This is a genomic window from Noviherbaspirillum pedocola (genome assembly GCF_016632335.1).
Taxonomy (GTDB): Bacteria; Pseudomonadota; Gammaproteobacteria; order Burkholderiales; family Burkholderiaceae_D; genus Noviherbaspirillum_A; species Noviherbaspirillum_A pedocola.
On sequence record NZ_JAEPBG010000006.1, the window covers coordinates 238,160 to 259,682 of the forward strand.

At 60.3% G+C, this 21,523-nt stretch carries 24 protein-coding genes and 1 pseudogene; 7 read left to right on the top strand and 18 right to left on the bottom strand.

The features are described 5' to 3' along the window. The first annotated feature begins 33 nt into the window (after positions 1-33). Positions 34-1,233 (top strand): FAD-dependent monooxygenase, encoded by a 1,200-nt coding sequence (locus JJB74_RS16045; RefSeq protein ID WP_200593275.1) that lies wholly within the window; start codon positions 34-36, stop codon positions 1,231-1,233. Positions 1,234-1,369: 136 nt separating this feature from the next. Next, positions 1,370-2,773 (top strand): MFS transporter, encoded by a 1,404-nt coding sequence (locus JJB74_RS16050; protein ID WP_200593277.1) that lies wholly within the window; start codon positions 1,370-1,372, stop codon positions 2,771-2,773. Positions 2,774-2,842: 69 nt separating this feature from the next. Here JJB74_RS16050 and JJB74_RS16055 read toward each other — a convergent pair. The 3 genes and pseudogenes from JJB74_RS16055 to JJB74_RS16065 form a co-directional block, all read right to left on the bottom strand. Beyond that, positions 2,843-3,052, bottom strand: a pseudogene (locus JJB74_RS16055) (integrase core domain-containing protein); the annotation flags it as partial. A 327-nt stretch (positions 3,053-3,379) separates the two neighbouring features. Then, a complete protein-coding gene (locus JJB74_RS16060; protein ID WP_200593279.1) occupies positions 3,380-4,006 on the bottom strand; it encodes a DUF3592 domain-containing protein in 627 nt (208 codons plus the stop codon). Between the two features lie 183 nt (positions 4,007-4,189). Further along, positions 4,190-5,410, bottom strand: a complete 1,221-nt coding sequence (locus JJB74_RS16065; RefSeq protein ID WP_200593477.1) for a type II secretion system F family protein — start codon at positions 5,408-5,410, stop codon at positions 4,190-4,192. A gap of 215 nt (positions 5,411-5,625) precedes the next feature. Between JJB74_RS16065 and JJB74_RS16070 the strand changes: the two genes are divergently transcribed. Next, on the top strand, positions 5,626-5,949 hold the full coding sequence (locus tag JJB74_RS16070) for a hypothetical protein (RefSeq protein WP_200593281.1): 324 nt from the start codon (positions 5,626-5,628) through the stop codon (positions 5,947-5,949). Positions 5,950-5,957: 8 nt separating this feature from the next. Here the strand turns inward: JJB74_RS16070 and JJB74_RS16075 are convergent, their stop codons facing one another. The 4 genes from JJB74_RS16075 to JJB74_RS33675 form a co-directional block, all read right to left on the bottom strand. Then, positions 5,958-6,434: a hypothetical protein gene (locus JJB74_RS16075; protein WP_200593283.1), complete on the bottom strand. Its 477-nt coding sequence runs from the start codon at positions 6,432-6,434 to the stop codon at positions 5,958-5,960. 117 nt (positions 6,435-6,551) lie between these two features. After that, entirely contained in the window at positions 6,552-6,953 is a 402-nt protein-coding gene (locus JJB74_RS16080; RefSeq protein ID WP_200593285.1) for a hypothetical protein, read from the bottom strand. Between the two features lie 108 nt (positions 6,954-7,061). Continuing rightward, positions 7,062-9,023 carry a DNA cytosine methyltransferase gene (locus tag JJB74_RS16085; protein ID WP_200593287.1) on the bottom strand — a complete coding sequence of 654 codons (1,962 nt, stop codon included), beginning with the start codon at positions 9,021-9,023 and terminating at the stop codon, positions 7,062-7,064. 215 nt (positions 9,024-9,238) lie between these two features. Beyond that, complete coding sequence (locus JJB74_RS33675; protein WP_200593289.1) at positions 9,239-11,416, bottom strand: right-handed parallel beta-helix repeat-containing protein; 2,178 nt, start codon at positions 11,414-11,416, stop codon at positions 9,239-9,241. 264 nt (positions 11,417-11,680) lie between these two features. Here JJB74_RS33675 and JJB74_RS16095 point away from each other — a divergent pair, with 264 nt between their 5' ends. Both JJB74_RS16095 and JJB74_RS16100 read left to right on the top strand, forming a co-directional pair. Beyond that, a complete protein-coding gene (locus JJB74_RS16095) occupies positions 11,681-11,926 on the top strand; it encodes a hypothetical protein (RefSeq protein ID WP_200593291.1) in 246 nt (81 codons plus the stop codon). A 38-nt stretch (positions 11,927-11,964) separates the two neighbouring features. Then, positions 11,965-12,357: a DUF4845 domain-containing protein gene (locus JJB74_RS16100; RefSeq protein WP_234484214.1), complete on the top strand. Its 393-nt coding sequence runs from the start codon at positions 11,965-11,967 to the stop codon at positions 12,355-12,357. 41 nt (positions 12,358-12,398) lie between these two features. Here JJB74_RS16100 and JJB74_RS16105 read toward each other — a convergent pair whose 3' ends face one another. The 5 genes from JJB74_RS16105 to JJB74_RS16125 form a co-directional block, all read right to left on the bottom strand. After that, positions 12,399-12,758 (bottom strand): winged helix-turn-helix domain-containing protein, encoded by a 360-nt coding sequence (locus JJB74_RS16105; protein ID WP_200593293.1) that lies wholly within the window; start codon positions 12,756-12,758, stop codon positions 12,399-12,401. Between the two features lie 252 nt (positions 12,759-13,010). Next, positions 13,011-13,652, bottom strand: a complete 642-nt coding sequence (locus JJB74_RS16110) for a hypothetical protein (RefSeq protein WP_200593295.1) — start codon at positions 13,650-13,652, stop codon at positions 13,011-13,013. A 90-nt stretch (positions 13,653-13,742) separates the two neighbouring features. Continuing rightward, on the bottom strand, positions 13,743-13,997 hold the full coding sequence (locus tag JJB74_RS16115) for a hypothetical protein (protein WP_200593297.1): 255 nt from the start codon (positions 13,995-13,997) through the stop codon (positions 13,743-13,745). Then, complete coding sequence (locus JJB74_RS16120; protein WP_200593299.1) at positions 13,994-14,644, bottom strand: hypothetical protein; 651 nt, start codon at positions 14,642-14,644, stop codon at positions 13,994-13,996. The genes JJB74_RS16115 and JJB74_RS16120 overlap by 4 nt, the downstream gene beginning before the upstream one ends. Further along, entirely contained in the window at positions 14,641-15,048 is a 408-nt protein-coding gene (locus tag JJB74_RS16125; protein ID WP_200593301.1) for a hypothetical protein, read from the bottom strand. Before JJB74_RS16125 ends, JJB74_RS16120 begins: the two co-directional genes overlap by 4 nt. Before the next feature lie 59 nt (positions 15,049-15,107). On the opposite strand from JJB74_RS16125, the gene JJB74_RS16130 reads away from it, so the two are divergent. After that, positions 15,108-15,518 carry a hypothetical protein gene (locus JJB74_RS16130; protein ID WP_200593303.1) on the top strand — a complete coding sequence of 137 codons (411 nt, stop codon included), beginning with the start codon at positions 15,108-15,110 and terminating at the stop codon, positions 15,516-15,518. A 338-nt stretch (positions 15,519-15,856) separates the two neighbouring features. Further along, complete coding sequence (locus JJB74_RS16135; protein ID WP_200593305.1) at positions 15,857-17,650, top strand: methyl-accepting chemotaxis protein; 1,794 nt, start codon at positions 15,857-15,859, stop codon at positions 17,648-17,650. A gap of 103 nt (positions 17,651-17,753) precedes the next feature. Here JJB74_RS16135 and JJB74_RS16140 read toward each other — a convergent pair whose 3' ends face one another. From JJB74_RS16140 to JJB74_RS16165, 6 genes are all read right to left on the bottom strand, one after another. After that, the gene (locus tag JJB74_RS16140; protein WP_200593307.1) at positions 17,754-18,971 is read right to left on the bottom strand and encodes a site-specific DNA-methyltransferase; all 1,218 of its coding nucleotides are present in this window, start codon (positions 18,969-18,971) and stop codon (positions 17,754-17,756) included. 75 nt (positions 18,972-19,046) lie between these two features. Further along, positions 19,047-19,325 (bottom strand): H-NS histone family protein, encoded by a 279-nt coding sequence (locus JJB74_RS16145; RefSeq protein WP_200593309.1) that lies wholly within the window; start codon positions 19,323-19,325, stop codon positions 19,047-19,049. 501 nt (positions 19,326-19,826) lie between these two features. After that, positions 19,827-20,219, bottom strand: a complete 393-nt coding sequence (locus tag JJB74_RS16150; RefSeq protein ID WP_200593311.1) for a hypothetical protein — start codon at positions 20,217-20,219, stop codon at positions 19,827-19,829. 4 nt (positions 20,220-20,223) lie between these two features. Continuing rightward, positions 20,224-20,481, bottom strand: coding sequence for a hypothetical protein (locus tag JJB74_RS16155; protein ID WP_200593313.1), 258 nt, complete (start codon positions 20,479-20,481; stop codon positions 20,224-20,226). 175 nt (positions 20,482-20,656) lie between these two features. Next, positions 20,657-21,019, bottom strand: coding sequence for a hypothetical protein (locus JJB74_RS16160; RefSeq protein WP_200593315.1), 363 nt, complete (start codon positions 21,017-21,019; stop codon positions 20,657-20,659). 123 nt (positions 21,020-21,142) lie between these two features. Next, the gene (locus JJB74_RS16165; RefSeq protein WP_200593317.1) at positions 21,143-21,487 is read right to left on the bottom strand and encodes a hypothetical protein; all 345 of its coding nucleotides are present in this window, start codon (positions 21,485-21,487) and stop codon (positions 21,143-21,145) included. Positions 21,488-21,523 lie beyond the last annotated feature (36 nt).

Below are 21,523 nucleotides of genomic sequence, written 5' to 3' on the forward strand. Positions count from 1 at the left end.
ACTTGTGCATTTTGTACGATGTTGAACGAACCAATGAAGAAACCCCTTTCTATCCTGATTGCTGGTGCAGGCATCGGTGGCCTGACCGCGGCGCTGGCGCTGCTCAAGCGCGGCTACTCGGTACGTGTGTTTGAGCAGGCATCGGAATTGCGCGAGGTAGGCGCCGGCCTGCAACTGAGCCCCAATGCGCTGCGCGCGCTGTATCAACTCGGCCTGGGCGACGCCTTGCGCGCCGTCGCTTGCGAGCCGGACGGCAAAGAGGTGCGTCTGTGGAATACCGGGCAGACCTGGAAACTGTTCGACCTGGGAACGACCGCCGTTGAAAAATACGGCTATCCCTACTTCATGATGTATCGCCCGGATCTGCACAAGGTCCTGGTGGACGCGGTTCGTGCGATCAGTGCCGATGCGATCGTGCTCGGTGCGCATTGCACCGGGTTCGAGGAGATCTGCGACCGCGTCGTGCTGAAAATGAGCGATGGCCATGAAGCGCATGGTGACATTCTGATCGGCGCAGATGGCGTGCATTCCCCGATCCGCGGGCAGATGTTCGGCGCGGACAAGCCGACGTTTTCCGGCATGCTGGCCTGGCGCGGCGTCATCCCTATGGAGCGCCTGCCGCAGCGCCTGCGCCGCTCGGTGGGAACGAACTGGGTCGGCCCCGGCAAGCACGTGATCCACTATCCGCTGCATGGCGGCGCGCTGATGAATTTCGTGGGCATCGTCGAGCGCGACGACTGGCAGGTCGAATCCTGGACACAGAAAGGCACGCACGAGGAATGCCATGCCGACTTCGCGGGCTGGCATGACGACGTGCATGAACTGATCCGCAATGTCGATGTGCCGTTCAAATGGGCGCTGATGTCGCGCGAGCCGATGCAGCAGTGGGCGGCCGGGCGCGTGGCGCTGCTGGGTGACGCCTGCCATCCCACGCTGCCGTTTCTGGCCCAGGGTGCGGTGATGGCAATTGAGGACGGCTACATCCTCGCACGCGCTATCGAAGCACACGAGGGCAATCCAGCGTTGGCGCTGAAGAAGTACGAGGCCGCACGTGTCGAACGGACCTCGATGATCGTGCAGCGATCCACCGAAAACGGAAAGCGCTTCCACAATCCGGCGCTCGCCTCCGTCGACGGCGCGGCGGCCTATGTCGACCGCGAATGGGCAGAAGAAAAGGTGGTGCAGCGCTACGACTGGCTGTTCAGCTACAACGTCGATGAGGTGCCGATCTAGCCATCCCGAAATTCAAGCTTGCGGCGGCGGAAAAGCAGCGCATCATGGATAGCAAGGGAGCAGCTGCAGCAGTCAAGCCGAAAAGAACAGCGGGATGCAAAGAACATCCCGCGTCAATCACTTAGGAGACTTGCCAGTGGATCAAATCCATACCCGGACGGATGTAGGAACAGCGCCCATAGCCGCACATGGCGCGACGATTCAAATTAGCGACGTCATCGAGCGACAAGGCGTCGGGCGCTATCAGATCTGGATGCTCGTTGTCTGCTTCGTCGTGGTACTCATGGACGGCTTTGACACCCAGGCCATTGGCTATGTGGCGCCGGCCCTGTCCGCGGCGTGGAAATTTCCCAAGCAGGCGCTCGGCCCGGTCTTCTCAGCAGGCCTGTTCGGGCTGATGCTCGGCGCGCTGTTGTTTGGTCCTCTGGCAGACCGCTACGGCCGCAAGGTCATCATCATCGTGTGCACGCTGGTCTTCAGCGCCTTTACGCTGGCCAGCACCCAGGCGCATAGCCTCGATCAAATCCTCGTGCTGCGGCTGCTTGGCGGGCTCGGGCTCGGCGGCGCGATGCCGAACGCGATCGCGCTGATGTCCGAATACGCACCGCGCCGTCACCGCGCGATGATGGTGGTGATCCTCGTGTGCGGCTTCTCCGCCGGCGCAGCTGTGGGCGGCTTCCTGGCCGCGCATATCATCCCGGCGTTCGGCTGGCCTGCCGTTTTCTACGTCGGCGGCCTGCTGCCACTGGTGCTGATTCCGCTAATCGCATACGGCCTGCCCGAGTCGGCCCGCTTCCTGAGCATGAAACAAGGCACCGAGGCGCGCATCGTCGCCATCCTCCAGCGCCTGGCTCCCCGCATGAATATCCCAGCAGACGCGCGCTTTGTCGCGGAAGGCGAAGTGAAGTCGTTCCCGGTCAGCGAACTGTTCACCGAGGGCCGCGCGCGTGCGACCAGCCTGATCTGGTTCGCCTTTCTGATGAACCTCATCGTGCTGTACTTTTTCTCCAGCTGGCTGCCTAGCGTGCTGACTAGCGTCGGCATGACGATGGCGCAGGCGGTCAAGACGACGGCCTACTTCCAAGTGGGCGGAACCGTCGGTGCATTGACGATTGGCTGGATGAGCGACAAGTTCCGGCCGACGCGAATCCTGGCGCTGGCGTTCGCCGGGGCTGCGGTGTTCATCGCCATCATCGGCAACGCCGGCGCGTCTGCCTGGGTGGCGCCCGCAGTGTTCGGCGCGGGGTTCTGCATTGTGGGCGGCCAGATCGGCGCCAATGCGTTCGTGGGCGGCTTTTATCCGACCCGTATCCGGTCGACTGGCGTGGGCTGGGCCCTCGGTATCGGCCGGGTTGGCTCGGTCATTGGACCGATGTTGGCCGGGTGGCTGCTCGCGATGAAATGGTCACCCGCTTCAGTGTTCTTTATGGCGATGATCCCGGCATTGCTTGCCGGCATTTCAATGCTGATGGTTGGGCAAATGAAGAACAGCACGAATGTGCAGGATAATGGTGCGCTGCCAGCTGCCGCGAGTAATTAGTTCGACACCTTGTTTGAGAGGGTGGGCATATTACTGATTGGATTTACCCCCGTACTACCAGACACAGCGTCACACCAAGGCTAATGATTCCGTCCCGCGCCGAAACTCGCGTGGCGGCCGATATTTCAGCGCGCTATGGGGATGCTGCTCGTTGTAATGTTCGAAGGCGATAGCCAGGTTACGTACCGCCGTCACGGCATCTGGCTTGGGCATGAAGACGATCTAATCTCGCTCCTTGGTCTTCACGAAGCTCTCTGCCATGCCGTTGTTATGCACTGAATCCTGCTCAGATGAAGCCCAACGCGCACCACTTGGGATACCGAGCCATTGCCGGCAGCCCCTCAAACTCGGTGAATTGCTTGATCAAGGACTCGCGGGCAATACGAGTCGCCATGTCACGGAAATTCATGCTCGCTGGCGGTGGCGGAATAGGGTAGCGGCAAGGGGACCGCAACAAAGGCGAGAATTTCAGTGAAGAAAGACAACAAGGCGCGAATATTCTCCAGGAACGAAACTATCGTCGGACGAATACGAAAGGTGCCGCAGTGTTCAATGAACGTAGCCCAGCCGGAAAACGGAGTTGTAGGCGGTTGGCACAATAATCTGTTATCGCGCCAGTTTGCCGTACCGATGGACAACAGATACGAAGGCCGAGAAAACGATGATGAAGGCACCGCCGAGGATCGCGATCAGATGCCAAAATCCATTTGCCTCGTCCCGCACATCGCCGCGATATTCGCCGCGGTCTTTGTACACTTTGATAGGGTCGCCAACGTGGTAGATGCGCAGGCCTGCCAGGGAGTCGGGGGATATAGTCTCGGGCCGGAAGTCAGAGAAGGTGTGCCTGACGCCTGATTCGTCCGTAAATTCGATGATCGGGTAGGCGTAGTGGGCGCGGTTTGGGTGAGAGATGTCTAGCCCAACGACTACCCCATCTAGGCGTTTCGCTGTCACTCTCGGGTATTCGACGCGAATCACGTCAACGACAAAATACAGGAAAACCAATGATAGGGCTGCGAGCGCGATACGAAAGAACCGAAGCGCACCGAGGTCGTTGGTAAAAAAAGGCATCGTTCCCGGGCGGGCAAACAATATCCCCGACCAGACAAGAAGCGGAATCGCTGCCTTTGATACGGTGAAATGCGACTCCCTGAAGTCCGAGACGATGCAGAAGATGGCGAAAGCCATCAACGTCAGAAGGGCAGCACGGACAACAAGTTTGGAAAGTCGCATTCCTTGGCAGTCGCTTAATCGCAATCAGGATCGTCCGAATCTGGATACCCGCTCTCCGTATCATCGTCCGAGCAGACGCCGACCGGCTCTTAGTGCCAAGTAGGTGGTAAAACGCTGTTTAGTGCCAAGTCACTGACATCTAGGATGGGTAAGTGCCAAGTTGGATGGTTCCCTACAAAATTTCTATACCACTGAACCTAACTTGAATATCGGCAAGTACATCGATACCACAAGTCCTCCTATAAGCACACCAAGTATTACCATAATAAGCGGTTCCATTAAGCTCGACAACTGCTCGACCGCTTCATCGACCTCCTGCTCGTAGAAGTCCGCGACCTTTCCGAGCATCGAATCCAGCGCTCCTGATTCCTCGCCGATGGATACCATCTGCGTGACCATGGTCGGAAACACGTTCACGCCCTGCATGGCAATCGTCAGGCTGGTGCCGGTAGCGACCTCGTTCTGGATCTTCTTCGTCGCATCCTTGTAGACGGCATTGCCGGAAGCGCCGCCCACGGAATCGAGTGACTCGACCAATGGCACGCCGGCGGCGAACATCGTGGCCAGCGTGCGCGTCCAGCGCGCGATAGTGGCCTTGCGGATCACCGCGCCGAACACGGGCGCCTTAAGCAGCAGCGCGTCCATCTTGCGCTGCATCTTCAGCGATCGCTTCCACGACTGGAAGAAAAGGTACAGCGCTCCGAACAGGCCGCCGAACATGATGTACCAGTTCGCCACGAAAAAGTCCGACATGGCCATGACGATGAGCGTCGGCGCCGGTAGGTCCGCGCCGAAGCTGGCGAACACGCTTTTGAATGCAGGGATCACCCAGATCATGATGACGCTGGTGACAATGAAGGCCACCGCCAGAATCGCGATCGGATAGAAAAGGGCCGAGCGGATCTTGCCTTTGATGGCAAGCGTCTTTTCCTTGTACAACGCAAGGCGGTCGAGAAGTGTCTCGAGGATGCCCGCCTGCTCGCCGGCAGCAACCAGGTTGCAGAACAGCTGGTCGAAGTGCGTCGGGAATTTGCGGAAGGACTGATTCAGGCTCGTGCCCGTTTCCACATCGCCGCGGATATCCGTGATCAGCCGGGACATGGCCGGGTTGCCGTGGCCACGCGCGACGATATCGAACGACTGCAGCAGCGGCACACCGGCCTTCATCATCGTTGCGAGCTGGCGCGTGAACAGCGCAATGTCCTTCTCGGTGATCTTTTTGCCGGTGCGCAGCTTGCGCTTTTTGACCTTGGTGACAGAAATCCCCTGGCGGCGCAGCGTTACGCTGACCACGTTCTCACCGCCGGCGCGCAGTTCGCCGCGCAGGATCTTGCCGCTGCGGTCCTTGCCTTCCCAAACGTAGACCGATTCCTTGGATTGCTTGCTGCTTGCTGTCGACGCCATCGCCCTACCCTCGCTCTCGCCTGGTGACGGCGTTCCGGTTTCCCGGTGCCGCAGAAAGGTGATGCTGCCACGCAACTTTCTATCCTTCAAGCAATTTAAGCGAATATTTGGCGAATAAAGCTCGCATTCCCTGCGAGTGTAGGAAGTTGATAGCGCGCATGCCATTACGCCAACATTGCGCGCACAATCGGCTTTTCGTGCCGGAAAGGCGAGCCATGAAGCTGCGCTTACGCGACGCCCTGCGTCTCAAGCCGTTTGACGAATCTGCGGAATCAGGCAGCGCAATGTTCGTTTATTACAGCTCGCCTTCCTTGATGGTCGGCGCTGTCGTGACGGTACTGCTTGCCGTTGCTGCAGCTGGACTTGCAATTGCCGGCTTCTCCCAAGCGATGGATACCATCTACGCGGGCCTCGGCGTCGGCGCCATCACGACCGGCCTGGAATGGAATGCCGGACTGAAGGCGCGCTCGTTGAACCATCTGTTTCTGGTGCTGCTCGTTCTGGGCGCACTCGCGGTATCGCGCGCGGTCTTTGGCTGAAAGGCGCCCTATTCGTCGTTTTCCCTATCTTGGTCATCGCGAGGGAAATTCCAATGCAGTACATCGGCGGCGACATTGGCGAGTTGGGTTCTGACACGCTCGGATGGCTCGGCGAGCTGAGCATAAAGCGGGCGCAGGCCATCCCGCGCAGCCTCAATGCATTGTCGGACCACGGCCTCGAATCGCACTTCGTCCGGCGTGTCGTGAGCGAGACCTTGATCCTGAAGCGCGAGGCATGAGTCGTCTATCGGGATGCCCGCGCTTTCGCATAGCCAAAGCGCGATCGCGTTGCCCGGCTCATCAGCCATCTGCGAATCGCCGCTGGTGACCTCGGGATAGAGGTCGGAAAATCTTTGCCAGAAAGCCGCGATACCTTGCACGATCCCGCGGTCGAATTCGGCCGGCACGCCGGCCGCCAGAAGGTCCTCCCGGTTCTGGATCAGGCTGGGTTCTAGACTGTCTACTGGATTGGCTGAGGATGACATGATGGAATTGGGCTTAGTTGTACGCCCATCCATTCTTGCGGATCGACATAGCAGCGCAACCGCCTTTTGCCATGGATCGGCGCGGCATCCTGTACCACTCAATCCGCATGTTCGATGTCAGGGCGTGGCAGCGGCCGCAGCAGGATGCCGGTAACGCGTACAGAAAGCGATCGCTTGCCGGATGACTTTCTCATCGCCGCGCGTGATGGAGCGTCCTTGTTCCAGACCGTGCGCTATCCAGCGCAGAGGCGTCATGTCGGCGGGATTCTGCCATCCGGCCTGCTCCAGAGGGCAGCCATCCCAGACCGTGTTCTTGGCAGCCGACTCGAGTGCGACAAGCTGTGCTGGCGACAACGCAATCTTGTCGATATGGTGGTACCCCGCAACGCCGAGAAAGCCTGCGGAACCCAGCATGAACACGCCGAGCAGGATGTCGTTGACATTGCGGCGTTTAACGGCGCCGCGTGGCCGGTCGTTGCGACTGGCCAATGGGGCATGGTGATGAATGTCGGCATGCATAATGGAAACACTTCGAAAGGGAAACCTGTTTCAGACTTGCCGGAGCGCGAAAAATTCCCGGCGCTCCGGTCCGTTGCGCACGGCGCGGGCGCCGCAACGCTGCGAAGCTCAGGCGACTTCCGCCATTTCCCGCTCGTGGTACAGATTCGCCTCGATGATCGCCTTCGCGACGGGGGGACACACGCTGTTGCCGATCATCCGGATCTGCGCCGTCTTTGACAACGGCTTGCCGTTGACGACCGGGTTGAGGATGTACGAGTCCGGAAATCCCTGGGCACGCGCCAACTCGCGCGGCGTGAGCATGCGCATGCCGATATCGACGATCGCGTAGTCCTCGCCGTGGATGGTGACAAGACCCAGCCGGTCCTTTGTCGGTATCGTGTGCATCGGATCACGCACATCCTGCCATTGGCCGCCGTCGCCGTAATACTTGATCAGGAACGCGCGCACCTCGCCCAGATGCGTGCCCTGGGCGCTGACCGTGTGTAGCGGCTCGTCCACCGCCTGGCCGTGCTGGCAGGTTCCGCGCAGCTTGATTAGATGCGATGCGCAGATCGCATCGCGAGCGTGCGCGCCGGTCGCGTTGGCCGCTTCATCGGCGGCGGTGTCCCGACCTTCGGCGTTCTCCGCCCCGGATAGTGCCTCCATACGGGCTACGACAACCGAATGGTGGTCCGTGCTGGTGACCGTGCCAGCAGGTGTATCGACCGGTATGCCGACGACGCCGCCGTAGTGCTTGGCGAGGAACGCGGAAACCAGTGCATGTTTTGCGCCGCCAGCCACGATGGTTCCGAGCGGCTTGTCCACGCCGGGCACACGCGGCGCTTGTCCTTCGCGCTCGCCATATCCGGTCTGTATCAACGTGGCTGCGACCAGGCCCATCGCGTGCGCGGCGCCCGCTGGCCTTGCGCATTCGCCACCGGCGGTGATGGTGTGAATCGGCTCGTTCAGGGCGGTACCGGTGCTCCCGGTGCGGAATTTCGTGATGTGGGCAGCGATCACGGCGTGGTGCCCGCCCTTGACCTGTGCGCACACGGTTCGCAGCGGCGCATCGGCCGGCATGCAGCGCGGAGAGGATGCATTCGCATGCTCGGTCAGTACCGGAGCCACAAGCGGCTCGACCAGGTAGTGATGGTTGCCGGTCGTGGCAGTCGGCAGAGGAACGTCCACTGCGGCAGGCGCATGGCGGGTCGTATTGGTGACGATGAACGGATCGGGGTTGTCGACCACGAACTTCATGATCCCCTTGGCGATTCTGCGCAGGGTTGCATCCTTCAGCGGACGCTTACGCTCGAAAATCGATGGGCAAGGTATCGACCAATCGATGCATTCCGCGGCAGTGCGCCACGGCGCCAGCTCGCCGCTTCTCACCGCTGCCGACTTCGGGTCCCCGTGGGTCGCCGCTGGCCAGCGTATCGGCAGGCCATCGCGGCGCGCGATGATGTAGACGCGCTTGCGGATGGTCGGCGTATCGTGATCGCAGGCGCGGATGATGCGGTACTCGAGCTTGTATCCGAGCCCGTCGAACAGCCGGTGCATCGGGAAGTCGGCGCCCAGCGCCGCGTAGATCTCATCGATGTCCGGGTGGTCGCTTGCCAGCCCTGTCGTGAGGGCCGCGATGAAGGCGCGGAAGGTGCGGCCGCGTTCGGATTTGATCGGCTTGTTGTCCGGGCCAAGGGGAGCCCAGTCCACGAATTCGGGCACGTTTTCAATATAGATTTGCCGCGGATACTGGAAAGCTGCCCATTTTAAAGTCACCCATGCCAACCCCCTAATTTTCTGGTCGCGCGGCTTGCCGCCCTTTGCCTTGCTGTGGTGTTTGCAGTCGGGAGAAAACCAGCATGCGCCGATGGGCTGCTCGCGCGTGACGAACCCAGGATGCACATCGAATACGTCCTCCTTGTAGTGCGCCGTGTGCGGGTGGTTCGCCGCATGCATGGCGAGCGCCTCGCCGTCGTGGTTGATCGCGATATCGACCGGTCTGCCGAATGCCTGCTCCAGTCCTTCGCTGGCCCCGCCGCCGCCGGCGAACGAGTCGATGATCAGTTCGGGCAGAAATGCCAATGGCATGGAACCGGATTTGCTCTTAGCCCGTGCGCGGGCGCGGTGGGTCGTTTGCATGGAAGGGAGTCCTGTTGGTCTTGATCGAATGCGCAGGCTTCGTTCTGCGGCATGGTCTTGTAGCGACCAGACCAGATTGCCAGGGGAGACTCGCCGCGCAAGCCGGAATCCGGCGATTGCGCGGCATGGACGCCATTGCAGCGTCCCCATGCGATGCGACGTGCTTACATCGCGTAGTCGCAGGCCTTATACGAGCCGCTCGCGGGGTCGCCAAAGGTCGCGTTGTTGCAGGCGATGCCGCCGGTGGCGGTTTGATAGAAGTACTGCCCCGGTACGCCGTAGCGCACCTGGTGGGTGCCGGAGAAGCTGCAATAGCCGTTCTCGGCGGCGCAGTTCGCCCAGGTCGTGGTAGGGGTCACGGTGATGGCCGACAGCGTGCTCGTGGAAGTGCTGCTGACCGGGGAATAGTCGCAGCTCTTGACGATGCCATAAGCGGGGTCGCCGAAGGTGGCAAAGGTGCAGGCAATCGAACCGGTCGCGGTCTGGTAGTAGTAGCTGCCATTCGCGCCAAAGCGCACCAGCGCGGTGCCGGAGAAGCTGCAGGTACTCCATTCGGCGGCGCACGCGGTCCAGGTCGTGGGACTGCTCGAGCTTGTGGTTGTGTTGGTCGTCGAGGTGGTCGGCGTAGAGGTGGTCGTTGCCGGCGAATAGTCGCAGCTCTTGATGATGCCTACGGCAGGATCGCCGAAGGTGGCGTCGTTGCAGGCGATCGAGCCGGTCGCCGTCTGATAGTAATAGCTGCCGTTCACGCCGAAACGTACCTGTGCCGTGCCAGAGAAGGTACAGATGCCCCATTCAGCGGAACAAGCTGTCCAGTTCGCAGCCGTGCTGGTGGTCGAGGTGGTACTGGTGGTGGGCGTGGTGCTGGTCGTCGGCGTAGTGGCAGTCGTGGAAGACGCGTAGGCGCAGGTTTTGGTGTAGCCCACCGCAGGATCGCCGAAGGTGCTGTTGTTGCAGGCAACCGGGCCTGTCAGGGATTGGTAGAAGTAACTGCCGTTGGCGCCGTACTGGACCTGGCGCGTGCCGGTAAAGCTGCAGGTGCCCCATTCGCTGGCGCAGACAACCCAGCTTGTCGTACTGCTTGTGGTGGAAACCGGCGCAGTGAAGGTCGTGCTGGTCGGCGCTGGCGCGCTGGTAGTCGTGCTGGTAGTGCTGGAGGCTGCAACCTCGTACGCGCCGATATCGATGGTGCCATTGACCGGCCTGGCCTGCGTCTGCGCGGTAGCGAGATATTGGAGCGTCGGCGTCAACGCGAAGCCGGAAGCGGCATTGCCCGGCGCCGAGCCGCCGTCGATCATCGGCGAGCCAGCCGCAGGAGTAAGGTTCCAGTTGGTGCGGTCGACGAACGCCGGCGACACGCTGCGGTAGTTGTTCCTGTCGATCGCATTGGTCTGCGTGGTGGCTGCTCCGGTGCCGCCAAAGACGTTGTTCTGCATCAGGACCGAAGTGGTCACGCCGCTGCCGACCATAATGAAGGTGCCGTGCGAGCTGTCATCGTTGAGGAAGGTATTGTTGACCACGTACAGGTCCTGGCCGCTGTTGGAAGCGCCTTCCTCGCCATAGGCCAGCATGTTCGGATTCGAGTCGTTGGCCGGCTGGTGGATCACGTTGCCGACCACATACGAGCTGCCGGCATTGGGCAGGTCGATCTCGTAGCTGGGCGAGCCGCCCATGGTGCTGGAGAAGCGGTTGTACAGGATGGTATTGGTGTTGGCACGCGACTTCAGCAGATGGCCGATATTGGCGTCGTGCGAGTAGTTGCCGTGGAAGGTCAGGCTGTTGACGTGGCCGATGTAGAGGTTGTGGGTGTAGCCGTCGCCAGCGCCGTTGAAGGCGAACTCGGTGTTTTCGATGTCGATGTTGGAGACGCCGTCGTTGCTGGTGAGGATGCCGTCCTGGTTGTTGTGGAAGTAGCTGCCGGTGACGGTGAGATGCTGGCCGTCGAGCCGGATGCCGGCGCCGTTGCCGTCGGCGACGGTGGCGCCGGAGAGTTCGACGTTCTGGACGGTGGTGTTATTGCCTTCGAGGACCCAGATGCCCTTGCCGCCGGCGTTCTGGCCATTGGCATCGATATGGGGCCGGCCGTTGACGCCGCGGATGGTGAGGTTGCTCGGATAAATGAAACAGACGTCGCCGGAATAGGAGCCGGAAGCGTCGATCTCGATGGTGTCGCCATTGGCGGCGGCGGCGAAGGCGCGGCAGGGGGTTGCGTAGGTCTTGCCGGGGCCGACGGACAGCGTGGCTGCCGAAGCGGCCGTGACGCCAAGCGCCAGGAGCGTCGCCGCTGCCGATGTGATGGAGCGACGTGCGCCGGGCCGGCGCAGGAACTGCGGCTGAAACATTGGAACCTCAACTTTCTTGGTATCGATTGGCGAAGGTTACTTCCTGGAAATTGCTTCCAATCGACAACATTCTCTTGGGAAAGGTTCCATTGCCTTGCGGCATTTTCGCATTTTCCGCGAATCTCGCGGACGAACGGTTGACGTGCGCCGTCTAGCGTGTTGTCATGTGATGCAGTATGGAAACATTCACATGCGGCGTGTACCTGCACGACGAACCACCGCGCTACGCCTTTGGCCCTTCTGTGGCCTGCGCCGAGGAAGACGATGGATCTCGAAACTTGCTGGTATGAGGTATCGCCGTACATGTATATCGCCGGCGGTACAGCCTCGATCTTCTACGCGGAAGCGCCGATGGCGCGTCTGCCCGGACTGCTGCTGATCGCAGCGGCCGCAACGATCATTCGCCTGCGGTGGCGGCACCGCCGCGCCGAGGTTGCCAAGATCCCGCGCGCACATGATGTCGACCAGGGCAAAGCCGATCTGCCCGGCGTGTCGCATCGCCGCAGGTAGCCGTACCGGCGCGAAGCCGGCAACACCGAAGGAGCGTCATGAAAGTCATGGCTTGCAAACTCAAGGACCAGCGCGGCCTGTCGCTGACGGGCCTGATCCTCTCGCTGGCAGTGATCGCCGTCGTTGCGATCGTGGCTCTGCAGATCGTTCCGGCGCAGACCGAATACAACTCGATCAAGAAGGCGGTGGCGAGCGCGCGCGCGAGCGGCACGACGCCTAAGGAAATCCGCGACGCCTTCGATCGGCAAGCGGAAGTCGGCTACATCACGTCGCTCAGCGGCGCCGATCTGGATATTGAACAGAACAACGGGATCTATGAAGTTGGCTTTGCGTACCGCAAGGTGATCCCGCTTTTTGGTCCGGCAAGCCTGGTGCTGGACTACCATGCTTCGACCGCGCCCGAAGGGACAATGAAGACGGCCTCGCGGTAGGCAGTCTCCCGGCGCCGCTCGGGCCGGCGGCCGTCGAGGTCTTAGCGCGTCGTGCTCGCAGCTTTCATGACGCATTTCGACAGCTTATCGAAATGCATCAGTGCGGCCTGCGACAGTTCCACCTGCTTGCGGCGCGCATCCTCGGTATCGGAAAGCAGAATCCATCCCTTGGCGCGCATGGACTTCAGGCGGGTATGGATCGTCGCGGGAGCCCCAAACTCTACGCGAGACATCATTGTGCGTACGGACAGGTCGGCGCCCTCATCGTTGGCACGGGCAATGCTGCCGAGCATGCGCTCCTCGAGCGGATCGAGCGCCGGCAGGCTGGGCAAACTGCAAATGGCTTCGGCCAGTTCAAGAAACCGCAGATAGGTCGCGCCCAGTCGAGCTTTCGTCGTCATCAGAACACCTCCGGTTGAGACAGGCATGCCACGCCAGGCACGCATTCGCTCAAAATTCTACAATGAATTTCACATGAATAATTTTTCGCGCAAGCGTAGAGTGATGCCCTACCACAGTTCATGCAGCCGCATTGCGTTACGAAAATATTGCGGATTTGAAATTCAATATGCTGAAAAAGTTGCAGCGAAATGTTGCGTTTCCGCGTGATAATTTCGAGTCCGCTATGCTTTAAATAGGAGGTCTTTTACCTGCTATGCGCCGCTCTCGTTGATTTTGGGCACATCACCCATTTCCTGTTTGATTTCGCTGGATAGCGGTGGGAGAGCGACAGCGCGCATGAGAATGTCGGCGGCCTCGGAGATGGCTTTCCAGTTATCGATGATGTCTGCGGGTGCAGCTCTGCCCTGGAAGAGTTGCCGGTGTATCCCGGCCGCATGATATGCCCTGCTGAATGCGTCCCGTGCCTCGGGCTCGAGATAGAGGCAGTTATTTTCCCACCACTCCTGGCATTCCATCACGACTTTGCCGATCTCATCGGTGTTGGCCGCGGGAAGAATTTTGCGCCAAAGAGCGAAAGCTTTCTGATGCGCCTCCAAGCGCTTGTCCAATGCAGCTAGGCGCATCTGGTTTGACGTTTTGTGCTCCTCGAGCAGCACGTTAAATTGGTGTGTCAGCGCCTGGAGCTGTGCGGCGTTTTGGGTCTTGACCGATTCCACAATCTCGGTGAGCCGATGTAGATCTTCCTTGTCGGCGAGGTTTTTACCTTTCTGGCCAGTGTATGCGGATAGGTATTTTCGGGCGACGAAGAAGAGCAAAGCAACGGCGAGCGATCCGCATGAAATGCCTGAGATAGTGGCTGCGATGAACGTGTCGATAAACGAGGAGGCTGGCATGAAAGCTTTGAAGAGGTCTGGGTGCAAAATTCTACACAACGCTGCGCGCCCTCACCGCTTCAAAATCGCAGCCCCCTCGGAAACAGGCAGTCAGGGCGGTGTTTCTTTGTCCCTGACCCTTCCGAAGAAACCGGCCCGGTACAGGCCAAGGATGCTGGTAGCGACGAATCCGGTTTGCTGAAGCAGCAGACCGTAGCGGTGAATGCCTAACGCGAATGCAATCATCGCCAGATTCGCGGCGAAAAACGCGAGCCAGCCATAGCGACTGAACCGGGTATGCGTGGCCAGCAGGAATGCGCCGACAAGTCCGAGCAACGAGCCCGCCCACTCGAAGAACGTGATCATCGCAATACCCCTTCGCCTTGTTTGCCATGAGCCTCCTGCAAGAGGGAATCAAGCGCGGTCCCGAGCGCCTCGCTGCGCCCTTCGCGGTACGCAGGCCACGGCGCAAATGGCTCGCCGAAGGGATGTCCGGCTACGATCGACGTTGGGCACCGGTAGCGATAGGCGGCGCCTTCGCGTCGCACGAAAACATAGCCGCTTTCACACTGCACTCCGGCTCTTTCGAAGACCATCGCCGACATGACGCCGGAACCCTTCCCGCGCCAGAACATCAGGTCGTCGGCCGCGGCATAGACGACATAGGCCGCCGAAACGCTCGCCAGCACGAGGAAGCCGAACGTCAGATGCGCCGTCGCATCCAGGCGCTTGCCGCGCCCCATCAGGTAGGCGATTGGACCAAAAACGCACAGGCCAACGGCTCCTGCGACCAGGGCCAGCAGCGGCGTGACATTCACGCTTTTGCCGTTCACCCACTCGACAGGCGGATAGAGCGAAGAAACGAAAGTGGCTGCGAACAGCAAGCCGCTCATCAACACACATTGCACCCGCCAGTCAGCCGCGGCGATCTGCATCGTGCTGCGAAGCGTCGCCTGGATGAAGAAGGTCGCAGCAGCAAACTGGCACAGCGTAAGCGCGAAAAGGTAAGTCATGTGCCCTTCCTCCGCTGAATGAAGTAGCACGGTCCGGCAAAGCCCTTGTCGGTGCGTTCTTGCATCAAGCGCTGTTCTTCGCTTCGTGCGTCCTTGTAATTCAAGCCGCCTTTGACAACGGTTTCCGTCTTGCGACGGCCGAAGCCGATGGAAAGGATGACATCGTAGATTGCGCCTTCTCTTTGCTTGCGCCGCAACTCGGCCAGCGTTTCGTCTAGGGAGTTCAATGGGATTCCTCGGTTGGAGCCGCGCCGCTGCGCGGTCGTGCAACATGGCAAGAATGCCTGACGCGGCTTCAAACGCAAGCGCGATTCGCGTATCTGGCGAAATTTCTGCAAGGCTTGGGGATGCCCACGGTTCGTCGCGCCAAGCACTCGTTGCGAAACCGGCTCTTTCGTGAGCAAATGGCGGCATTGCCCGCGCACCGCATGCCTGGGCCGCTCTACTCACAGGGATCAAGCAAATGTCTTCCAAAAAAATCGTGGCTGTGGCCACAGCGTCTCTCGTCGTCGCAGTCGCAAGCCTTGGCTTCGCCGCCTACGAAGCCCAACGCGCCGGCGAATTGGCCGAAATCGCGGCTGAGGCGCAGATCAATGCGGACGCCACGCAGCGGCAGTATCTGGCGTCCCTGGACTACCGCATCTCGCGCCTGGAGGAAGGCGGACAAGGCGATGACGGCCAGGGCGACGATGCGGCAAACGGACAGGGGGGCGACGCCGCACCCGTTTATCAGGACGGCTCGCTTCAGGCCACCAGGCACGATGCACACCATCGACTCGATCGCAAACGTCTGCATGCGCGAACGCGCGCCGTCGCCTTTGCGCGTCATAGTCACAAGCCGCCGCGCCAGCCCGGCGTGCATCGCACGTCCTGAACGCATACGTATTGGCGGTCCAGACTTCCGGTGCTATGCCGATCTTTGCCCGACGCGCTGCGGATCTGCGTAACAGCAACCACACGTGTCTATCGATTTTCAGTCGTTCTCGTTCCGCGGCAACAACGCATCGCGAAAAAGATTGCAAGAGCGCATGAATTTAGGAAATTCCTCAAGGAAATTACGCTAAGCTGGCAAATGCATTAAAGACCATGTCAGCGGCATAAATGGCTGCATGTGCGTCGTCCCGGCGAGACGCCAGCAGCCCCGGCCGCAAGCGGCGGGCCTTGTGGCACGCCATTCCATCGCTGTGCGCGTATTTCCATTCTCACCGGGCCATGAAATCCATTTCTACACTGAAGCTCGCCCTTCGTTTTACCCTCGGCTTCGGCCTGATCGCTTTAATCATCACCGCCCTATCCACCTTTTCACTGATCCGCGTGTCGCAGATCACGACCGTGGTCGAGCAGCAGAATCGCTTAAGGACCGACAAGCTCGAACGGCTCTACACCGCACGCGAGGCGCTGGACCAGACCGGCCTAGCTGCACGCAATGCCTTCATCTTTCCGGACGGCGAGCGCGCGCGCGAAGAACTCGATCTGCTGGACAAGGAAAAGGCGCTCTACCTCGATGCGCTCACGGCCATGACGCCGCTGTTCCACGGCGATGAGCATTTCGCCAAGGTGCGGTCCGGGCTGATGTCGATGGCGGATGAACTGCGCCGTCCCCGCAAATACCGCGAAGCCGGCCAGATGGAGGCATACGGCAAGTTCCTCGTCGAAGAGTGCAGCCCGCTGCGCCGCCGCATCGTGGCCGACATCGCCGTGGTCATCAAGGAACTGCAGCAGCAGGTCGATACCGAGAGCCAGCGCGCCGAGCATCTGTCCGTACAATCGCAGTCGATAATTCTTGCCGTCTCTGCGGTAGCGGTGCTGTTGAGCATCCTCATCGGCTGGATCCTGACGCGCAGCCTGCTGCGCCAGCTGGGCGGCGAACCGGAACAGGTCAGCGCCATTGCGCGCCACATTGCCCGTGGCGAGCTCACCGCCGAAATTCCGGTCAAGAGCGGCGACACGCGCAGCGTCATGCATGCGATGCAGGACATGCGCGACAACCTGGTGAAAATCGTTTCCGACGTGCGCGTGGGCACCGAAGCGATTAACCGCGCCGCAGGCGAGATCGCGGCCGGCAACCTGAACCTGTCCACCCGTACCGAGGAGCAGGCCGCATCGCTAGAAGAGACGGCCGCTGCGATGGAGGAGCTGACCTCGACCGTGGCGCGCAATACGCAAAACGCCGAGGAAGCGAACTCGTTGGCGATATCTGCCGCGTCCGTCGCCGGCGATGGCGGCCAGGCGGTGGCGCGCGTCGTTGAAACGATGGGCTTGATCGATGAAGCCGCTCGCCGCATCAGCGACATTACCAGCGTCATCGACGGTATCGCGTTCCAGACCAACATCCTGGCGCTCAATGCCGCTGTCGAAGCCGCGCGCGCGGGCGAGCAAGGTCGTGGCTTCGCGGTCGTCGCCGCAGAGGTCCGCGCATTGGCGCAACGCAGCGCCGGCGCAGCCAAGGAAATCAAGGACCTGATCGGCAAGTCGGTCGACATGGTGGCGCTGGGCAGCCGGCAGGCCGGTGAAGCCGGCGAGACGATGAGCGAGGTGGTGTCGGGGGTGCAGCAGATGGCCGGCATGATGACCGAAATCATGGAGGCCTCGCGCCAGCAAAGCGCGGGCATCGTCGAGGTCAATCAGACGATCCTCCAAATCGACGGTTCGACCCAACAGAATGCCACGCTGGTGCAGCAGGCCGCCTCGTCTGCGGCATCGCTGCAGCACCAGGCAGACAAGCTATCCGGCTCGGTCAATTTCTTCCAGCTCGGCGCAGTACCTGCGGCTGTGCCCTTGAAAGCGCTGCCGAGCGCTATCGCGCCGACGAATACGCCGCGCGCCGCTGCACCGAAGGCGGCAAAGCCTGGGGCCGCACCTGCCGAGACCAAGGAAGCACCGCCCCGCGCCGCCCCGGTTGCGAGAGCAGCAGCCAAATCGACCGGGCGTGCGTTGCGCACCGCGCCGCAACCGAAGCCGCGCCTGGCGCCGCATCAAAGCGACGCGGACTGGACTGAGTTCTAAAGCGCAGCCGCCTGGACACCGACAGTGCGTTCAGGCGGCGCGAACACGGAAGGTGCAGGGCCGCCGAAATGCGCCCTGCCGCCGACCGGGTGACGGCGCCAGCCTACATGAGCATGTGTTGCTCGAAACCTTCCGCATCCTCAAAGCGCGTCGACGCGCCCCTGATCGATTCCACCGCAATTTCGGTGCCGACCCAGCGCCGGCTCAGACTCTCAGCGGCTCTGCCGGTCGTGCCGCTGCCGAAGAACGGGTCGGCAACCACATCCTCCTTTTCCGTCAGCAGCTCGATCAGAAATTTCGGCAACGCCAGCGGCATAGGAGCCGTGTGCGGGGGGAGGCCCATGTCTCGCATCCTCCTCTTGTAAGTGTTTTGGTCCGCGCAATTATGAGACAGCCTGATGATGTTCCGAGGAATGGTGCCGGCCGTCTCATTGCCAAAGCTTCCCGGACGAATGCGGTAAGCGCCGCCGGCAAACGAGCCAGTGCGCCTCTCGCCGCCGCCCTCAATCAACCGTGCGTGGCGCTCGGTGTGCGGCTGCAGCACGCGGCGGTTGTCGCTTTTGACACGCTGGGCATCGTTGGAAAGCCAGAACACGAAGGAATAGGTCGCGGTCAACTGCACGCGCCGTTTGCTGGCCCATTGCACTGGCGACGGTGGCGCCGACGTGTTTTCCCACACGAGCCGATCCATGAGTTCAAGTCCAAGCCGGTCATGCAGCGCCAGCAGCAGGCGCTCGCAGTACATCGAGCGCGCCGGGGACCTGGGCATGTAAATGTTCGGGCTAATTTCGAGGCACACCGAGGCACCCGGCACGAGACGCTTGATGACTGGCTCCAGCGCCCTGGTGATCCAGTCGACGAATTCCTTTTCCGACACATTTCCGTAATTGCGGGGATTCGCCAGCGGAAAAGGTGGAGAGGAGACGATCAAAGAGATCGGTATATCGAGGCGGGAAAAAACGGAATCGCAGGAGCCGAGAATTGCCAGCCCGAGCTTGGTCGAGAACGCGAGGACGCTGTACTGCGGCAAAATCTTATGGAGGTCTTTACCGGCCTTTTCGGTTAATTCCCAGACGCCGCGCTGGCCAGGCACATGGCGCAGAATGCCGGCCTGCTTTGCCGACTGCTGCCACCAGCGCAGCTTTCTCTTGATGACATTTCGCGGCGTGCCTGATTTACCGATCGGCACCAGGGAATTCATGGCTGTATCGTCGAGGTTGGCGCGCAATGCGACCTCGCGATAAAGCTGCTCATTTGTCAGCCTGCCGGCATTGGCTTGATAGCTTTCGAGAACGGCCTGAAAAAGATTGAGTTGTTCCATTGGGATTCGGGGCGAAGGATCGATAATCCATTTTCGCCCCGAATATGGCCGATGCAACCGGCAAACAGCAGAGTGTCAGACGCGGAATTGATCGGCGTCTTTACCTTGAATCCATGCCGGTTTGCGACCGCGCCCCGACCAGGTATTGCCCTGATCGTCGCGGAACTTCACATCGCCGGACGATTTCTTGGCACCTTTCTTTTTCTTGTCTTCCAGATCGTCGATGCTGATGCCGTAGTCGCTCATCAGTGACTTGATCTGACCAATTGCGCCGTCGATTTCCGCGCGTCGCTGCTCTTCAGCCTGACGCTGCAATTCTGCGATCTTCTCTTGGATTTCCTTGTAGCTTGCCATCAGTCGTACCCTTCTAAGGTTAATTAATAGCCAGAAGCTTCAGCTATTGGGGGCGAAGCCTATAACAATTTCCTGACGCCTACAACCCGATTAACAAAGAATTGCACTGTTCATTGATTGATTCAGATTCGCATATCGGCGTGAAATACATTTGCGGTAGCGCAGCCCTTGTAATTTCCGTTTCACCGTCAGATTGCTTATCCAATTGCCGCGCCGCAGATTGCTTCAGAAATCGAAATTCCGCTCTAAAAATTAGCGCAATTACCGGCCTACGCGATTACCCTCATTAATCATTATCCAACGCAAGCCGACATTCGCCTTGAAAGGCATGGGCCCGGCATACGCATTTTTGAGAAAGAAAAAAAATTTTCAATGAGATCGCGTATTTGATGAAAATTGGAAACAAAGCTGCCGAGCCGCTTTTGGAAATGGCGGGAGCAGAATTGTTTTCGGTTCCCGTGGTTTTGCGCAGTACGCGGCGTATGCGGTCTGTTCGATTATCTATGTGGGCGCCTGGGACATTGCCCCGACCGCCAGAATGTCGCTATGCAGCTGCCATCCTGCGCCGCGAATGAAAATCTCGGTCGATGACCAGTGGTGCACCACTGCCCTTGTGGCCCATTGTCGCCACTTTTCCAATGTGCAGCGCCCACTCCTTTCAGCGCCAAACGGCTGGCTGCTGTAGCAGAAATGGACGGTACCGTCCTGCACTGACACGACATGGCGATACACGGCTGCAGCGCCGCCGGCGCTCGCCATCAGGCAGTCTGCGTACTTCGGATCGATTCTTGGCTCACGGCGCTCCGCTGCGAGCGCTTCGTTCATTAGCCGAGCCCGTTCTTCGGGCCGCATGGTTTGCAGCGCTTTTTCGATCAGGCGTCGGTCAGGGGACATGGTGCTAGACCAGCGAAAACAGGGCGACGTCTTCACTGCAGCACTGCACGAGGTAAGCGACTGCCTTCTGCGCGAGTGGATCGCCGAGTGCGGCGCGCGCCTTGACGTGCGCCGCGGCTGCGGCATCGTCTGCAAATGCGTCCGTGTCAGCGTCGCGCTGCAGCTCGCATTTGCCTTCGCAATCGAAAATATCCCAGCCGTCGTGGGATGCTTGCCGGCTGTCTCTGGTGGTCCATGCTACAGAAGTCTGGTTGCTGTTCATACATTGTCCGGGTAGCTATGCGCGGTATTGCGCTGCCTTGGAGGATGCCACCCGGACCACGCCGCGCAACCGTACGCAGCGAGTCGGGTCGCCTTCACTGGGTAGTTACCGGAGCGAACCGCAGTCCTTCTTCATGCGGGCACGAGTCAGACTGCTCAGGTGGCGCTAGGCACCTTCAAAGCTTGTCTACCTCGGTGTGCCAGGCGACCGGCGTTAAGTCGCCGCTGAAGCCCGGCTGGGCTGCCCACTGCGCCACCGGCAGCGACACCTGCTGCGGCTGGCCGCCGCCTGCAGTGCTGCGCGAGACCTTGATGTCGCTGTCCAGCACATCTCTCCACGATTCGTCGAAGACGTCGACGCCTTTACCGTCATCGCGGTATAGCTTGCCGTCCACCAGCCTGATTCGAAATGCCTGCGCATAGGCTTGAGCGTCGTCTTCGGACGGAAAGTTGGGGACGGCAACCTCGACGGTCCAGTCCGGACCGCCCTGGAATACGCCGAAGGCTGTGTAAAGAGTTGGAGGCAAGGCGGTAGTCATAATTGTCCCGATTCAGATTGTTGAACCGCCACGCTAATACAGCGCAGACGCCGAGAAGCGCCTCGCATTAATCCAGCGTCGAAGGGGTCAAATCCCGCCCGTATATGAACGCAATCAGTCAGGTCAGCGTTTCTCAGATTTCATATAAGCAAACATTTCATCAGAGATCCCTTGCGTAACCCGGCCTTCCCTGATGGCGGTGTTTTCGTAATTGCGAAGGGCTGTTACCTTCAGGCGCTTTTTCCACCATGCCTCGTCGGAGAGCATGCCTTTGGCAATTTCACGCAAGCGGTGCGCATTCGGTGATTGGGCCGTGAGCGAGCATTTTGGCGGTTCGATTCCCTGCGCCGAGCAATACTCGATCGCCTCGGCTAGTCGGCCCTCGGTTAATAGACCGATACAGTGCTGCGCGTGCTTTCCAGCCGACTCTTGCGCCAGTTCCACCATCTTCTTGATGTCGTCCGCCATAACCGATCTGCCTTTAGGAAAAGGCAGGATTATCGC

Excerpts from the sequence above, each read along its gene's own strand:
- JJB74_RS16060 (WP_200593279.1), bottom strand. The coding sequence starts at position 4,006 with ATGCGACTTTCCAAACTTGTTGTCCGTGCTGCCCTTCTGACGTTGATG.
- JJB74_RS16080 (WP_200593285.1), bottom strand. The coding sequence starts at position 6,953 with ATGCATGCCGACATTCATCACCATGCCCCATTGGCCAGTCGCAACGAC.
- JJB74_RS16120 (WP_200593299.1), bottom strand. The coding sequence starts at position 14,644 with ATGACTTACCTTTTCGCGCTTACGCTGTGCCAGTTTGCTGCTGCGACC.
- JJB74_RS16075 (WP_200593283.1), bottom strand. The coding sequence starts at position 6,434 with ATGTCATCCTCAGCCAATCCAGTAGACAGTCTAGAACCCAGCCTGATC.
- JJB74_RS16130 (WP_200593303.1), top strand. The coding sequence starts at position 15,108 with ATGTCTTCCAAAAAAATCGTGGCTGTGGCCACAGCGTCTCTCGTCGTC.
- JJB74_RS16085 (WP_200593287.1), bottom strand. The coding sequence starts at position 9,023 with ATGCCATTGGCATTTCTGCCCGAACTGATCATCGACTCGTTCGCCGGC.
- JJB74_RS16155 (WP_200593313.1), bottom strand. The coding sequence starts at position 20,481 with ATGAACAGCAACCAGACTTCTGTAGCATGGACCACCAGAGACAGCCGG.
- JJB74_RS16150 (WP_200593311.1), bottom strand. The coding sequence starts at position 20,219 with ATGTCCCCTGACCGACGCCTGATCGAAAAAGCGCTGCAAACCATGCGG.
- JJB74_RS16145 (WP_200593309.1), bottom strand. The coding sequence starts at position 19,325 with ATGGCAAGCTACAAGGAAATCCAAGAGAAGATCGCAGAATTGCAGCGT.
- JJB74_RS16135 (WP_200593305.1), top strand. The coding sequence starts at position 15,857 with ATGAAATCCATTTCTACACTGAAGCTCGCCCTTCGTTTTACCCTCGGC.
- JJB74_RS16095 (WP_200593291.1), top strand. The coding sequence starts at position 11,681 with ATGGATCTCGAAACTTGCTGGTATGAGGTATCGCCGTACATGTATATC.
- JJB74_RS33675 (WP_200593289.1), bottom strand. The coding sequence starts at position 11,416 with ATGTTTCAGCCGCAGTTCCTGCGCCGGCCCGGCGCACGTCGCTCCATC.
- JJB74_RS16045 (WP_200593275.1), top strand. The coding sequence starts at position 34 with ATGAAGAAACCCCTTTCTATCCTGATTGCTGGTGCAGGCATCGGTGGC.
- JJB74_RS16140 (WP_200593307.1), bottom strand. The coding sequence starts at position 18,971 with ATGGAACAACTCAATCTTTTTCAGGCCGTTCTCGAAAGCTATCAAGCC.
- JJB74_RS16115 (WP_200593297.1), bottom strand. The coding sequence starts at position 13,997 with ATGATCACGTTCTTCGAGTGGGCGGGCTCGTTGCTCGGACTTGTCGGC.
- JJB74_RS16070 (WP_200593281.1), top strand. The coding sequence starts at position 5,626 with ATGAAGCTGCGCTTACGCGACGCCCTGCGTCTCAAGCCGTTTGACGAA.
- JJB74_RS16100 (WP_234484214.1), top strand. The coding sequence starts at position 11,965 with ATGAAAGTCATGGCTTGCAAACTCAAGGACCAGCGCGGCCTGTCGCTG.
- JJB74_RS16065 (WP_200593477.1), bottom strand. The coding sequence starts at position 5,410 with ATGGCGTCGACAGCAAGCAGCAAGCAATCCAAGGAATCGGTCTACGTT.
- JJB74_RS16110 (WP_200593295.1), bottom strand. The coding sequence starts at position 13,652 with ATGCCAGCCTCCTCGTTTATCGACACGTTCATCGCAGCCACTATCTCA.
- JJB74_RS16160 (WP_200593315.1), bottom strand. The coding sequence starts at position 21,019 with ATGACTACCGCCTTGCCTCCAACTCTTTACACAGCCTTCGGCGTATTC.
- JJB74_RS16105 (WP_200593293.1), bottom strand. The coding sequence starts at position 12,758 with ATGACGACGAAAGCTCGACTGGGCGCGACCTATCTGCGGTTTCTTGAA.
- JJB74_RS16165 (WP_200593317.1), bottom strand. The coding sequence starts at position 21,487 with ATGGCGGACGACATCAAGAAGATGGTGGAACTGGCGCAAGAGTCGGCT.